We start from the raw sequence: 13,023 nt of genomic DNA, 5'->3' as shown, positions 1-13,023 counted from the left end.
ATACCAGTGCCCAAGGGCGAAGTGCAGCTTGAATTAGTTATTTTCCATAACCATAATCGATCATGCTCCGGAGCGCAACCATGACCTATCCTGCCGACCTTCAACTCGAAATCCGCGACGACATCGCGATCATCCGCCTGACACGCGCAACCAAGCGCAATGCGCTCTCCGACGCGCTGATCCTCGCGCTGCGCGACACCTTCCAGAACCTGCCTTCCACCGTGCGCGCCGCGGTGATCGACGGCGACGGCCCGCACTTCTGTGCCGGCCTCGACCTCGCCGAGCTGAAGGAGCGCGACGCCGGCCAGGGCCTGCACCATTCGCGGCTGTGGCACGCGGCGCTCGACCTCGTGCAGTACGGCCCGGTGCCGGTGATCGCGGCGCTGCACGGCGCGGTGGTCGGCGGCGGGCTCGAGCTCGCGAGCGCCTGCCACATCCGCGTGGCCGACACCACCACCTTCTATGCGCTGCCCGAAGGCTCGCGCGGCATCTTCGTCGGCGGCGGCGGCTCGGTGCGGATCCCGAAGCTGATCGGCGCCGCCCGCATGACCGACATGATGATGACCGGCCGCGTCTACAACGCCGAGGACGGCGAGCGCGCCGGCTTCGCGCAGTACCTGGTCGCCGAAGGCCGGGCCCTGGAAAAAGCGATCGAGCTGGCGACGCGCGTCGCCACCAATGCGCCGCTGACCAACTTTGCGCTGATGCACGCGCTGCCGCGCATCGCCGAGCAGCCGGCCGACCACGGCTTTTTCACCGAAGCGCTGATGGCCGGCATCGCCCAGAGCGCGCCCGAGGCCAAGGAACGCGTGCGCGACTTCCTCGAAGGCCGTGCGAACAAGGTGAGCAAGGAATGAGCGCTGTCCGATACCGCCCGCTTGCCTTCGGCGTGACGCGCGCCGTGGTGCGCGAGGGCGCGCCGGGCACCCGCTACCTGCAGGCCGAGACGCCGCTGGCGCCCTACTGCGAGCGCATGACCGACCGCCTGCTGCACTGGGCCGAGGCGGCACCGGAACGCACCTTCATCGCGCGCCGCGAACGCCTGCCCGACGGCAGCACCGGCGACTGGATCCGCGTGAGCTACGCCGAGGCACTCCGGAAGGCACGCAGCATCGCGCAAGCCCTGCTCGACCGCGGCCTCGGCCCCGAGCGCCCGGTCGCGATCCTGAGCGAGAACGGCATCGAGCACGCGCTGATGGCGCTCGGCTGCCTTCATGCCGGCGTGCCGCACTGCTCGGTGTCGCCGCCCTATTCGCTCGTGAGCAAGGACTTCGAGAAGCTGCGCCACGTGCTGGGCACGCTGACGCCCGGCCTGGTGTTCGCGGCCGACGCCGCGCGCTTCGGCAAGGCGATCGCTGCCGCGGTGCCGGCCGATGTCGAGGTCGTGCTCGTCGAGGGCACGCTGGAGGGGCGCAAGACCACCTCCTTCGAACAGCTGGCCGCGACGTCCGCGACGCCCGCCGTCGATGCCGCGCTGCGGGCCACCGGCCCCGACACCATCACCAAGTTCCTCTTCACCTCGGGCTCGACGAAGCTGCCCAAGGCCGTGATCAACACGCACCGCATGTGGTGCGCCAACCAGCAGCAGCTGCGGCAGTCGATCCCCGCGCTTGGCGAAGAGCCGCCCGTGCTCATCGACTGGCTGCCCTGGAACCACACCTTCGGCGGCAACCACAACGTCGGCATCGTGCTCGACAACGGCGGCTCGCTCTACATCGACGACGGCAAGCCCACGCCCGCCGGCATGGCCGAGACCCTGCGCAACCTGCGCGAGATCGCGCCCACCATCTACTTCAACGTGCCGACCGGCTTCGAGGCCATCGCGCAGGCGATGGAGACTGACGCGGTGCTGCGCCGCAACCTGCTGTCGCGCGTGAAGATGTTCTTCTACTCGGGCGCCGCGCTCTCGCAGCCCATCTGGGACAGCCTGCACAAGACGCAGGAGGCCGAGGTCGGCGAACGCATCGTGATGGGCACCGGCCTGGGCATGACCGAATCCGGCCCCTTCGCGCTCTATGTCACCGGCCCCGAGGTGAAGTCGGGCGACCTGGGCCTGCCGGCGCCGGGCATCGAGATCAAGCTGATCGAGGTCGACGGCAAGACCGAGGTCCGCTACCGCGGCCCCAACATCACGCCGGGCTACTGGCGTTCGCCCGCGGCCACGACCGAGGCCTTCGACGAAGAGGGCTTCTTCTGCACCGGCGACGCGGTGAAGTGGATCGACGACAACAACATCCACCGCGGCCTGCGCTTCGACGGCCGCATCGCGGAGGACTTCAAGCTCGCGACCGGCACCTTCGTGAGCGTCGGCCCGCTGCGCGCGAAACTCATCGCGGCCGGCGCGCCGTACGTGCAGGATGCGGTGCTGACCGGACTCAACCTCAAGGAGGTTGGCGCCTTGATCTTCTCGACGCCGAAGGTGCGCCAGCTCGCCGGCCTCGGCCCCGATGCGCCGATGCGCGAGGTGGTCCAGAGCGCGTCGGTGCAGGCGCATTTCCAGCGCGTCGTCGACGAGCTCGAGAAAAGCGCCACCGGCAGCGCCAACCGCATCGCGCGCCTCGCCCTGGTTTTCGAGCCGCCCTCGATCGACAAGGGCGAGGTCACCGACAAGGGTTCGATCAACCAGCGCTCCGTGCTCAAGCACCGCGCCGACACGGTGGATGCGCTGCACGCCGGCACCTTGCCCTTCACGTTGAAACCCCAAGGAGACAAAGCATGAACATCCAAGGACAAGCCGCGCTCGTTACCGGCGGCGCATCGGGCCTGGGCGAGGCCACCGCGCGCGAACTCGCGCGCCTGGGCGCAAGGGTCGCCGTGCTGGACGTCAACACCGCGCTGGCCGAAAAGGTCGCGGCCGAGATCGGCGGCATCGCCTGCGCCTGCGACATCACCAACACCGACAGCGTCAACGCCGCACTCGACAAGGCCGCGGCCGCGCACGGCCCCGCGCGCATCCTCATGAACGTGGCCGGCATCGGCAGCGCCAAGCGCATCGTCGGCAAGGACGGCAACGCGGCGCCGCTCGAAGACTTCGTGCGCGTGGTCAACGTCAACCTGATCGGCACCTACAACATCAGCCGCCTCTATGCGGCGCAATGCGCAAAGCTCGATCCGCTCGAAGGCGGCGAACGCGGCGTGATGCTCTTCACCGCCTCGGTCGCGGCCTTCGACGGCCAGGTCGGCCAGCAGGCCTACAGCGCCTCGAAGAGTGGCCTGGTGGGCATGACGCTGCCGATGGCGCGCGACCTCGCGCAGCACGGCATCCGCGTGTGCACCATCGCGCCGGGCCTGTTCGCGACGCCGCTGTTGAAGGAACTGCCCGAAGCGATCCAGCAATCGCTGGCCGCATCGATCCCCTTCCCGCCGCGCCTGGGCAAGCCCTCGGAGTTCGCCGAGCTGGCCTGCCATATCGTCGCCAACGGCCACCTCAACGGCGAAGTCATTCGCCTGGACGGCGCGCTGCGCATGGCGCCGCGCTGAATTTCGCGAAGACAAGGAGACATGCCATGAGCACCCGACGCCATCTCATCAAGACCCTGGGCGGTGCAGCCGCACTCGCTGCCCTGCACCCACTGGCCGCGCTGGCCCAGACCATCGAGCAGGTCAAGATCCTCTACGGCTTCCCGGCCGGCAGCGCCGGCGACAGCGTGGCGCGCCGCGTCGGCGAAAAGCTGGCCGGCTCTTCCTACACCCGCAACGCGGCCGTGGTCGAGAACAAGCCCGGCGCGGGCGGACGCATCGCGCTGGAGCTGCTCAAGACGGCACCGGCCGACGGCAGCGTGCTGGCGCTCACGCCCTTCTCCTGCACCTCCATCTACCCGCACATCTACAAGAAGCTGAGCTACGACCCGGTCAAGGACCTTGCGCCGGTGTCGATCGCCGCGGTGATGCACCACGGCCTGGCGGTCGGACCGCTGGTGCCGGCCAGCGTCAAGACGGTGAAGGATTTCCTGGCCTGGGCCAAGGCCAACCCCAATGACGCGAGCTACGGGTCGCCGGCGGCCGGCTCGACGCCGCACTTCATCGGCGCGCTCTTGGGCATCAACAACGGCGTCGAGCTCAAGCACGTGCCCTACCGCGGCTCCATCCCCGGCGTGACCGACGTGGTGGGCGGCCAGATCGCCTCGATGATCACGCCCAGCGGCGACTTCATCGCCAACCACAAGGCCGGCAAGCTGCGCCTGATCGCCACCTCCGGCAAGGCGCGCTCGCCGTTCTCGCCCGAGGTCCCGACCCTGGCCGAACAGGGCTTTCCGGAACTGACCACCGAAGAGTGGTTCGGCTTCTACGCGCCGGCCAAGACGCCGGCCTCGGTGATCGCCGCCGCCAACGCGTCCATCAACGCCGCGATCAAGGACAAGTCCGTCATCGACAGCCTGGCGGTGGTCGGCCTGATCGCCCAGGGCTCCACCGTCGAGGAGATGGCGCGCTCGCAAAGCGCCGAGTTCGAGCGCTGGGGTCCGCTGGTCAAGAAGGTCGGCTTCACCGCAGAGTCCTGACGATGAAAACGGCCTGCTGGACCGCGCTGGGCGCGGTCGCGGTGCTCGTCGCCTGCACCTCGGCAGGCCCCGGTGCCCACGCCCCCAGGCTCGGCGCCGCCCGCCCGGGGCCGCTGCTGTCGTGCACCGACCTCGCGGCGAAGGCCGCGCGCCCGGATACGGTCTACACGAGCGCTGTCGAAGTACCCGCCGGCGCCATCGCCGTCGGCAATACGCGCCTTGCAGCGCCGGCCCATTGCCTGGTGCAAGGCCGCATGAACGAACGCGTGAGCACAGTCGACGGCAACAGCTACGCCATCGGCTTCGAGATGCGGCTGCCGCTGGCGTGGAACGGCCGCTTCTTCTACCAGGCCAACGGCGGGCTCGACGGCGCGGTGGTACCGGCCGTGGGCGGCATCGGCGGCGGTGGGCCGGTCGGCAGCGCCTTGCAGATGGGCTTCGCCGTCATCAGTTCCGATGCCGGCCACGCGGGTTCGCTGGGGCCGCGCTTCGGCATCGATCCGCAGGCGCGCCTGGACTACGGCTACAACGCGGTCGCGCAACTCACGCCGATGGCCAAGTACCTGATCGCGCAGGCCTACGGCCGCGGCCCGGACCGTTCGTACATCGGCGGCTGCTCCAACGGCGGCCGGCATGCGATGGTGGCGGCGGCCCGGTCGCCCGGCCAGTACGACGGCATCCTGGCCGGCAACCCCGGTTTCAACCTGCCGAAGGCGGCCGTGGCGCAGCTCTACGGCGCCCAGCAATACGCCAAGGCGGCGAGCGCCTCCACGCCGGCCGGACAGCCCGATCTCCAGAGCGCCTTCACGCCCGCGGAGATGCTGCTGGTGGCCCGGCGCGTGCTGGCGCGCTGCGATGCCCTCGACGGGCTGGCGGACGGCATCGTTTCGGACGTGAAGGCCTGCCAGGCGCGCTTCCGGCTCGACGCCGACGTGCCCACCTGCACCGGCGCGCGCGACAGCAGCTGCCTCGCCCCGGCCCAGAAGAGCGCGCTCGCCAACGTCTTCGCCGGCGCCCGCAACAGCAGCGGCCGGACGATCTACAGCAGCTTCCCCTTCGACGCCGGCATCGCCGGCAGCAACTGGCGCGAGTGGAAATTCGCGAGCCCGCCGACGCGCGATGCCGGCGCGGTGGCCTTGATCTTCAGCACGCCGCCGCTGGCCGACCGGCCGGGCGGCCTGCCCTTCGCGCTGGGCTTCGACATGGACCGCGACGCGCCGCTGATCGAGGCCACCAGTGGCATCTACCGCGACTCGGCCATGGCCTTCATGGCGCCGCCGGATGCCGCGAACCTGAGCGCGCTGCGCGACCGCGGCGCCAGGATGGTCGTCTACCACGGCACCAGCGATCCGGTGTTCTCGTCGGACGACACCGCCGCCTGGTACGAGCGCCTGCAGGCCGCCAACCGGGGCGATGCCTCGTCCTTCGCGCGCTACTTTCCGGTGCCGGGCATGAACCATTGCTCTGGCGGCCCGGCCACCGACCAGTTCGACATGCTGAGCGCGCTCGTGGGCTGGGTCGAGCAGGGCCAGGCGCCGCAATCGGTGATCGCCGCCGCACGCGGCCCGGGCGCCAACGCGGTCAACGCCGAGCTGCCTGCCGACTGGTCGGCCCGCCGCACCCGGCCGCTGTGCCCCTATCCGCGTGTCGCGGCCTACACCGGCGGCGATCCCGAAAGCGCGGCCAGCTTCGCCTGCCGATGATGACCTACCAGCCCCGCCCCGATGAAGTCCGCTTCCTGCTGGAAGCCGTGCTCGGCGCGACCCCGCGCCTGCGCGCACTCGCGCCCTTTGCCGAGTTCGACGACGCATTGCAGGCGCAGGTGCTCGACGAAGCCGGCAAGTTCGTCGCCGAGGTCATCGCGCCGGTCAACCGCACGGGCGACGAAGCGGGCTGCCGTTTCGTCGATGGGGAGGTGCACACCCCGCCCGGCTTTCGCGAGGCCTACCGAAGCTTGAGCCAGGGCGGTTGGCTCGCGCTCTCGGCCGCGCCCGAAGACGGCGGCCAGGGCCTGCCCGCCGTGCTCGAAGCGATCCTGTTCGAATGGCTCAGCGCGGCCAACCACGGCCTCACGATGGCGCCCGGCCTGCTGCATGGCGCCTACGAATGCCTCAAGCACCACGGCAGCGAAGAACTGAAACAGCGCTACCTCTCGAAGATCGCGAGCGGCGAATGGCTCGCAACCATGTGCCTGACCGAGGCCCATGCCGGCAGCGATCTGGGCCAGGTGCGCACGCGCGCGGTGGCGCAGCCCGACGGCAGCCATCGCGTGGCCGGCGGCAAGATCTTCATCTCGGGCGGCGAGCACGATCTCACGGAGAACATCGTGCACCTGGTGCTGTGCCGGCTGCCGGATGCGCCGGCCGGGCCCAAGGGCTTGTCGCTGGTGCTGGTGCCCAAGGTGCTGCCCGACGGCACGCGCAACGCGGTGCACTGCGAGCGCATCGAGGAAAAGATGGGTCTGCACGGCAGTCCGACCTGCGTCATGCGCTTCGACGACGCCACCGGCTGGCCGATCGGCGAGCCGAACCGCGGGCTGGCCGCGATGTTCGTGATGATGAACGCGGCGCGGCTGCATGTGGCGCTGCAGGGCATCGGCCTGCTCGACGCGGCCTGGCAGAAGGCCGAGGCCTACGCGCACGAGCGGCGCCAGATGCGCGCACCCGGGCCGGCGCCTGCGAGCCGCGGCTCTGGGCCGGCCGACCTGATCGCCGAGCATCCGGCGATGCGCCGCATCCTCGACACGCAGCGCGCCTGGATCGATGGCGCGCGGCTCCTCGCCTACCGCACCGCGCTGCAGCTCGACATCGCCCGGCACGACGCCGATGCCAAGGCGCGGGAACGGGCGCAACGCTGGTGCGCGCTGGTCACGCCGGTGCTCAAGGCAGCCTGCACGCAGCAGGCTTTTCAGGGCGCCAGCGAATGCCTGCAGGTCTTCGGCGGCCATGGCTATGTGCGCGAGTGGGGCATCGAGCAGGTGCTGCGCGATGCGCGCGTGACCATGATCTACGAGGGCACCAACGAGATCCAGGCCATCGACCTGCTGGTGCGCAAAGTGCTGCCCGACGGCGGCGCCGGCATGTCGGCGCTCCTGATCGAACTGCGCGACGAGCTCGATGCCTCGCGCGAGATCGAGGCCGAGGTGCAGCGCCGGCTCGCGCAGCTGCGCTACCTCGGCACCACGGTCGTCATGGCAGCCGGCACCGATGCCGCGCTGCCCTATGAAGTGGCCGACGACTACCTGCGGGTCGTGATGCTGGCCATGCTGGCGTGGGCCTGGGCGCGCGTCGAGCGGGCAGCGCCAGGCGAGCTACGCTGGTCGAAGCCCGCCGCGGCGTTCCGCCGCTGGGTGCTGCCCGAATTCGAGATGCGCCTGGGCATTGTCAAGCGCGCCTGCGAGGCCGTCACGCAAGCTGGCACCTGAGCGACGCTCGCCAGATGCGCGACCCGCCTAAGCCAGTTACCCTCCGACCATGGCAGTCTCCCGCAAGAAATCCGCTTCCGCCGTCGCCGTTGCGCCACCGCGCGCCGACCAACTCGATACCCGCGTGCTCGAAGCCCTGGTCGGCTACAACGCGCGGCGCGCCTGGCTGGCCGTGAGCACCGTGTTCGCGGAGCGCATGGCGGCCTACGGTCTCAAGCAGGTGGACTTCTCGGTGCTCTCGCTGCTCGCACACAACCCGGGCGCCACCTCGCGCCAGCTGTGCGCCACGCTCGACATCCTGCCGCCGAACCTGGTGAGCCTGATCTCGGCGATGGACAGCCGCGGCCTGATCGAGCGGCGCCCCCATCCGCACGATGGCCGCGCGATCGGCCTGCATCTGACGCCGGCGGGCGTTTCCCTGGTGCGCGACGCGGAGCGGACGGTGGTCGAACTGGAGGCGGATGCCAGCGCGCGCCTCACGACGCGCGAGCGCGAGACGCTGATCCGCTTATTGCAGAAGATCTACCACTAGAAGCGTTCCGTGAGCACCAGCACCTGGTGCGCCGCACCGGCGACCACAGCGGGATTCGGGTAGTAGAGCTCGCCGTCGATGTCGTTGCGGGAAAAAGCGTTGCGCGCCTCGAAGTAGCGCGCCCGCGCCGCCTCGAACACCTGCCGCCGCCATGAAGGTTGCGCGGCTTCGATACGCGCCCAGTGTTCGGGCGAGAGCGTGGGGCACAGCGGAACGGGCGCGGCGCGTTCCCGCAGCAGCAGTTCGCGCGCCTCGCTCGTCAAGGGATCGAACTCCAGGGCTTTTTGGCGCCGGCGCGCCAGAAGGTTGGAAAGAAGGGTCGCGCCAAAGAGGCTGAGCAAGGCGAGGACGATCGCAAAGTCCATGGCGAGTCAAAAAAACGTTGGCGTCGATTACCAAAACTTCCACCACGGCGCGGCGGCGGAAGAACGGGCCGGCGGCAGCGGCTGCAGGCCGGTGTCGCGAATGCGGCGACGCTGCTCGGCTTCGAGCGCCTGGGCCATGCGATGCGCAAGCTGGTCTCCCTGCATGGCGCGGATGCGCCACTCGGCAGCAAGGCTTTGCAGCTCGGAATCTTCGAGCTTGGCGGGCGTCGTCATCTGTTCGGACATCCCGAAATTCTGCACACGCCAAGGGACCGCGGCAATCGTAGAGCTTTGCATTACACGGCCGCGCGGGCATATGTCAAATACGTGTCACGAGAGGAATCCGTCCCAGCTCAATTTGAGTCCGGTCAACAGCATGCCGAGGTAGACGAAACGGTAAAACCAGACGGCATCGATGCGGCGTGCGATCCGGACGCCGAGCCACACGCCGAACGGCGCGAGCGGCAGCAGCACCAGCGAAGTCGCCATGTTGCGCCAGTCGAGCAGGCCGAGCCACGCGTAGGGAATCCACTTGCTCAGATTCACCACGAAGAAGAAATAGGCCAGCGTCGCGGTATAGGCCACCGGCGTGAGCCGCAATGGAAGCACATAGGCATTGACCGGCGGTCCGCCCGCATGAGCGATGAAGCTGGTGAAGCCGCCGATGGCCGTCAGCACCGCGCCGGCCGTCTTCGACGGCGGCGGATCGTCCGAGCGCGGCGGGAACAGCAGGCGCTGCGCCAGGAAGAGCAGCGTGAAGATGCCGACGATGCCGGCCACCGTGTGCGCCGGCAGCACGCGGAACAGCAAGGTGCCGACCACCGTGCCCACGAGGCCGAAGGGAATCAGGAAGCGCAGCAGCGAGCGGTCGAAGTCGCGGCGGAAGGCGGCGAGCCCCAGCAGGTCCATCAGCAGCAGCACCGGCATCAGGATCGCTGCCGCCTGCGGCACCGTGACGGCCAGGGCCAGGAGGGGCACCGCCAGCGAACCGAAGCCGGCGCCGAAGCCGCTCTTGCTGACGCCGAGCATCAGCACGGCAGGAACGGCGACCGCATAGAAATGCGGGTCGGTGATGATGGGGAGAGCCATGGGAAAGAGAAAGGCGAGCGGCCGCGCCGTGCAGGCGGGTGCGCCGAGCGTAGCAGGATGCGGCGGCCGCCGCCTGCCTCCAAAAAATGTGCGTAAACGCACCGACTCGCGCTGCCGGCATCCGCAGACTCGACGGTCTTTACGTCTCATCAAAGGATCGCTGAATGAATACCCAGGCCCTGATGGCCGCGCCAACCTCCATCGGCGCGCTGCGCGAGGACGCGGGCAAGTTCCTGCTGCGCGCATCGATCGCGCTGCTCGTGCTGCTGCACGGCATCAACAAGCTCACGAGCGGACCGGGCTTCGTCATCGGCGCGCTGGAACGCGCCGGCCTGCCCGGCGGCATCGGCTACGGAGTCTATGTGGGCGAGGTGCTGGCGCCGCTCCTGATGCTCGCCGGCTTCTGGACGCGCGCCGCGGCCGGCATCGTCGCTTTCAACATGGTGGTCGCGATCGGCCTGGTGCACATGAGCGGCCTGTTCGCGCTGGCCAAGCAGGGCGGCGGCTGGGCGCTCGAACTGCAGGGCCTCTACCTGGCCGGCGCCCTGGCCGTCGCGCTGCTGGGCGCGGGCCGCTTGAGCGTGGGCGGCGCAGCCGGTCGCTTCAACTGAGACGATCGATCAGCCAGGCTCGCCGCGCACCTCGGCCACCATGCGGGCCAGGCGCTCGGCATCGGTCACGATCAGGGCCCGGCCTTCTTTCGCCAGCAGGCCCTCGCGCACCAGCACATTGAGCTCGCGCGTGACCTGTTCGCGGTTGGTGCTGATCTGGCTGGCCAGCTCGGCGTGGCGCGGCGCCGGCTCCAGGCGCGCCCGGTTGCCGGCGATGCCGGCCGCGCGCGCCATGCGCAGCAGCTCGGCATGCAGGCGGTTCTGCACGCCGAGCGTGCTGAGGTCGATGACGCGCTCGGACAGCTGCCGCACCAGCTGAGTCAGTCGGCGCATCGCACGCTCGGCTACCAGCGGCTCCTCGCGCAGCAGCCTCATGAAGGCTGTCCGGTCGAGGCTGGCGACGACACAGGGCTCCAGCGTCAGCACATCGGCCGAGCGCGGTCCGCCGTCGATAGCGGCGATATCGCCGAAGTGCTCGCCTTCGCCGCAGTCGCGGAAAGTGACCTGCCGCCCATTGGCCGAGTAGGTCGTGATGCGGGCCCGCCCCGACACCAGGAAGTAGACCTCGCCATCGTCCTGCGTGCGCAACAGGAGCGGCTTGCGCGCCGCCACGCTGTGCCAGCGACAGGCCTGGGCGAGCAGCTCGAGGCGGCGGTCGGACAGGCCTTCGAACAGCGGGATCTTCCGCAGCGCGAGGCTGGAGCGGTGAGGGGAAGGGGTCATGCAGGGTCGGCCGGGGCGGGCATTATGCTCGGGTGCCGCTTGGAGCCCGACCATGGACAGCCGTTCCCCGACCCGCTTGCGCTTTCCCTCGCGGCGCAATCTCCGATGGGCGAGCGGCGTGGTCCTGATGGGCTACGTGGCGGCGCACCTGAGCAACCATGCGCTGGGCCTCGTTTCGCTGGCGACCGCCGAAGCTGCGCTGCAGGCCATCTCTACCTTCTGGCACGGCGTCGCGGGCAGCGTGCTGCTGTACGGCGCGGCGGCGGTGCACGTGGTGCTGGCCGCGGTGGCACTGTGGGAACGGCGCAGCCTGCGCATGCCGCCCATGGAGGCCGTGCGGCTGCTGCTCGGTTTCGCGTTGCCGCTGCTGCTGGCCGCGCATCTGACGGCGATGCGCTGGGCCTACGAGGCCTTCGCGATCGACGCTTCCTACGCCCGCGTGATCCGCGGCCTCTGGAGTCCGGGCGCTGCGAGCTTCCAGCTGGCCATGATGCTGGCCGCGTGGACGCACGGCTGCCTCGGGCTGCACTTGGCGCTGCGCGTCCGCCCGGCCTACCGGCGGCATTTCCATCTGCTCTTTGCCGCGGCCGTGCTGCTGCCGGTGCTCGCTGCCCTCGGCTTCTTCGCGATGGGCCGCGAACTGCAATGGACCGGCACGCTGCCGGCCCAGATGCCGACGGTAGTGCAGAGAGCGGCGCTCGACGCGACGGAGCAGGACGTCAAGTGGTTCTATGCGCTGGCGCTGCTGGCCCTGCTCGCTGCGCGCCAGCTGCGCGCCTGGTACGAACGGCGGCCGCGCAAGGCATCGATCGAGCTGCGCTACCCGGACCGCACGGTCCGCGTCCCGCTCGGCTGGAGCGTGCTCGAAGCCAGCCGCGCGCACGGCATCGCCCACCTGTCGGTCTGCGGCGGACGCGCGCGCTGCTCCACTTGCCGCGTGCGCGTGCTCGGGCCGGCCGCGCATGCCGAAGCGCCGGGCCACGACGAGCGCCGCACGCTGGAGCGGGTGCGCGCGCCGGATGACGTGCGGCTGGCATGCCAGCTTCGCCCGCACGGCGATCTGGCGGTGACGCCCCTGTTCGCGCCCCGCGCCGGCGCCGGCGCCCAGCCCGGCCGCCTGGGCCGGGAGCACGACGTCGCCATCCTCTTCGTCGATCTGCGCCGATGGTCGGGCCTGTCGGAGCGGCAATGGCCCTTCGACCTGGTGTATGTGCTCGACCGCTATTTCGCGATCGTCGGCGCCGCGGTGCGCGAGAGCGGCGGCGTGCCGAACCAGTTCATCGGCGACAGCGTGATGGCGATCTTCGGACTGGATGTCGACCTGCCGACCGCATGCCGCCAGGCCATGCGCGCGGCCGAGCTGATCGGCGAACGCATGGACGCATGGAGCGCCGGCTTCGAATCGCAGTTCGGCCAGCGCCTCGATTTCGGCATGGGCCTGCACGCGGGCCGCGCGGCCGTGGGCGAGGTGGGCTATCTAGGAAACCACCACCTTCACCGCGGTCGGCGAAGTGGTCAACACGGCGAGCCGATTGCAGGACCAGTCCAAGGTGGCCGAGACCCGGCTCGTGATCTCCGTCTTCGCGGCCGAGCAGGCCGGCATCGCCGACACGCTGGGCGAGCCGGAGATGGTGACGGTGCGCGGCCGCTCGGAGCCGCTCGCGGTGCTGCACGTGCCACGACCCGCACCTTGAATAAAGCGTGCGCAAACGCACAGCCCGAAACGCAGCCGGAATCCACACTGCATTCCATGGTGGCGGCGATCCCCGCAGCCCACCTG

12 protein-coding genes and 1 pseudogene are annotated in these 13,023 nt (G+C 69.9%); 9 read left to right on the top strand and 4 right to left on the bottom strand.

Annotated elements, in window-relative coordinates; genetic code table 11:
* The first annotated feature begins 80 nt into the window (after positions 1 to 80).
* The 7 genes from ACSQ89_RS05795 to ACSQ89_RS05765 are packed head-to-tail and all read left to right on the top strand — an operon-like array spanning position 81 to position 8,455.
* On the top strand, positions 81 to 857 hold the full coding sequence (locus ACSQ89_RS05795; RefSeq protein ID WP_436293936.1) for a crotonase/enoyl-CoA hydratase family protein: 777 nt from the start codon (positions 81 to 83) through the stop codon (positions 855 to 857).
* Positions 854 to 2,719, top strand: a complete 1,866-nt coding sequence (locus ACSQ89_RS05790) for a feruloyl-CoA synthase (protein WP_436296140.1) — start codon at positions 854 to 856, stop codon at positions 2,717 to 2,719. The genes ACSQ89_RS05795 and ACSQ89_RS05790 overlap by 4 nt, the downstream gene beginning before the upstream one ends.
* Entirely contained in the window at positions 2,716 to 3,480 is a 765-nt protein-coding gene (locus ACSQ89_RS05785; protein WP_093109073.1) for an SDR family NAD(P)-dependent oxidoreductase, read from the top strand. Before ACSQ89_RS05790 ends, ACSQ89_RS05785 begins: the two co-directional genes overlap by 4 nt.
* A gap of 26 nt (positions 3,481 to 3,506) precedes the next feature.
* Positions 3,507 to 4,499: a Bug family tripartite tricarboxylate transporter substrate binding protein gene (locus ACSQ89_RS05780; protein ID WP_436296139.1), complete on the top strand. Its 993-nt coding sequence runs from the start codon at positions 3,507 to 3,509 to the stop codon at positions 4,497 to 4,499.
* Positions 4,500 to 4,501: 2 nt separating this feature from the next.
* Positions 4,502 to 6,202: a tannase/feruloyl esterase family alpha/beta hydrolase gene (locus ACSQ89_RS05775; protein WP_436295700.1), complete on the top strand. Its 1,701-nt coding sequence runs from the start codon at positions 4,502 to 4,504 to the stop codon at positions 6,200 to 6,202.
* On the top strand, positions 6,202 to 7,923 hold the full coding sequence (locus ACSQ89_RS05770; RefSeq protein ID WP_436295701.1) for an acyl-CoA dehydrogenase family protein: 1,722 nt from the start codon (positions 6,202 to 6,204) through the stop codon (positions 7,921 to 7,923). Before ACSQ89_RS05775 ends, ACSQ89_RS05770 begins: the two co-directional genes overlap by 1 nt.
* 49 nt (positions 7,924 to 7,972) lie before the next feature.
* Positions 7,973 to 8,455, top strand: a complete 483-nt coding sequence (locus ACSQ89_RS05765) for a MarR family winged helix-turn-helix transcriptional regulator (RefSeq protein WP_093111524.1) — start codon at positions 7,973 to 7,975, stop codon at positions 8,453 to 8,455.
* On the opposite strand, the gene ACSQ89_RS05760 is transcribed toward ACSQ89_RS05765, so the two are convergent.
* From ACSQ89_RS05760 to ACSQ89_RS05750, 3 genes are all read right to left on the bottom strand, one after another.
* Positions 8,452 to 8,820: a hypothetical protein gene (locus ACSQ89_RS05760; protein WP_436295683.1), complete on the bottom strand. Its 369-nt coding sequence runs from the start codon at positions 8,818 to 8,820 to the stop codon at positions 8,452 to 8,454. The two genes, ACSQ89_RS05765 and ACSQ89_RS05760, sit on opposite strands and share 4 nt — an antisense overlap.
* A 27-nt stretch (positions 8,821 to 8,847) precedes the next feature.
* Positions 8,848 to 9,054, bottom strand: a complete 207-nt coding sequence (locus tag ACSQ89_RS05755) for a hypothetical protein (protein WP_436295684.1) — start codon at positions 9,052 to 9,054, stop codon at positions 8,848 to 8,850.
* A 96-nt stretch (positions 9,055 to 9,150) separates the two neighbouring features.
* Positions 9,151 to 9,909 carry a sulfite exporter TauE/SafE family protein gene (locus tag ACSQ89_RS05750; RefSeq protein ID WP_093111528.1) on the bottom strand — a complete coding sequence of 253 codons (759 nt, stop codon included), beginning with the start codon at positions 9,907 to 9,909 and terminating at the stop codon, positions 9,151 to 9,153.
* Between the two features lie 164 nt (positions 9,910 to 10,073).
* Between ACSQ89_RS05750 and ACSQ89_RS05745 the strand changes: the two genes are divergently transcribed.
* Complete coding sequence (locus ACSQ89_RS05745) at positions 10,074 to 10,520, top strand: DoxX family protein (protein WP_093111530.1); 447 nt, start codon at positions 10,074 to 10,076, stop codon at positions 10,518 to 10,520.
* A 9-nt stretch (positions 10,521 to 10,529) separates the two neighbouring features.
* Here ACSQ89_RS05745 and ACSQ89_RS05740 read toward each other — a convergent pair whose 3' ends face one another.
* The gene (locus ACSQ89_RS05740; protein WP_436295685.1) at positions 10,530 to 11,243 is read right to left on the bottom strand and encodes a Crp/Fnr family transcriptional regulator; all 714 of its coding nucleotides are present in this window, start codon (positions 11,241 to 11,243) and stop codon (positions 10,530 to 10,532) included.
* Between the two features lie 52 nt (positions 11,244 to 11,295).
* On the opposite strand from ACSQ89_RS05740, the pseudogene ACSQ89_RS05735 reads away from it, so the two are divergent.
* A pseudogene (locus tag ACSQ89_RS05735) lies at positions 11,296 to 12,937 on the top strand (adenylate/guanylate cyclase domain-containing protein).
* Positions 12,938 to 13,023: the final 86 nt, after the last annotated feature.

The organism is Variovorax sp. LjRoot175 (genome assembly GCF_964253805.1).
In the GTDB taxonomy this organism is placed as follows: Bacteria; Pseudomonadota; Gammaproteobacteria; order Burkholderiales; family Burkholderiaceae_C; genus Variovorax.
Note: the sequence above shows the minus strand (reverse complement) of the source record. Positions and strands in the feature narration are given on the sequence as shown.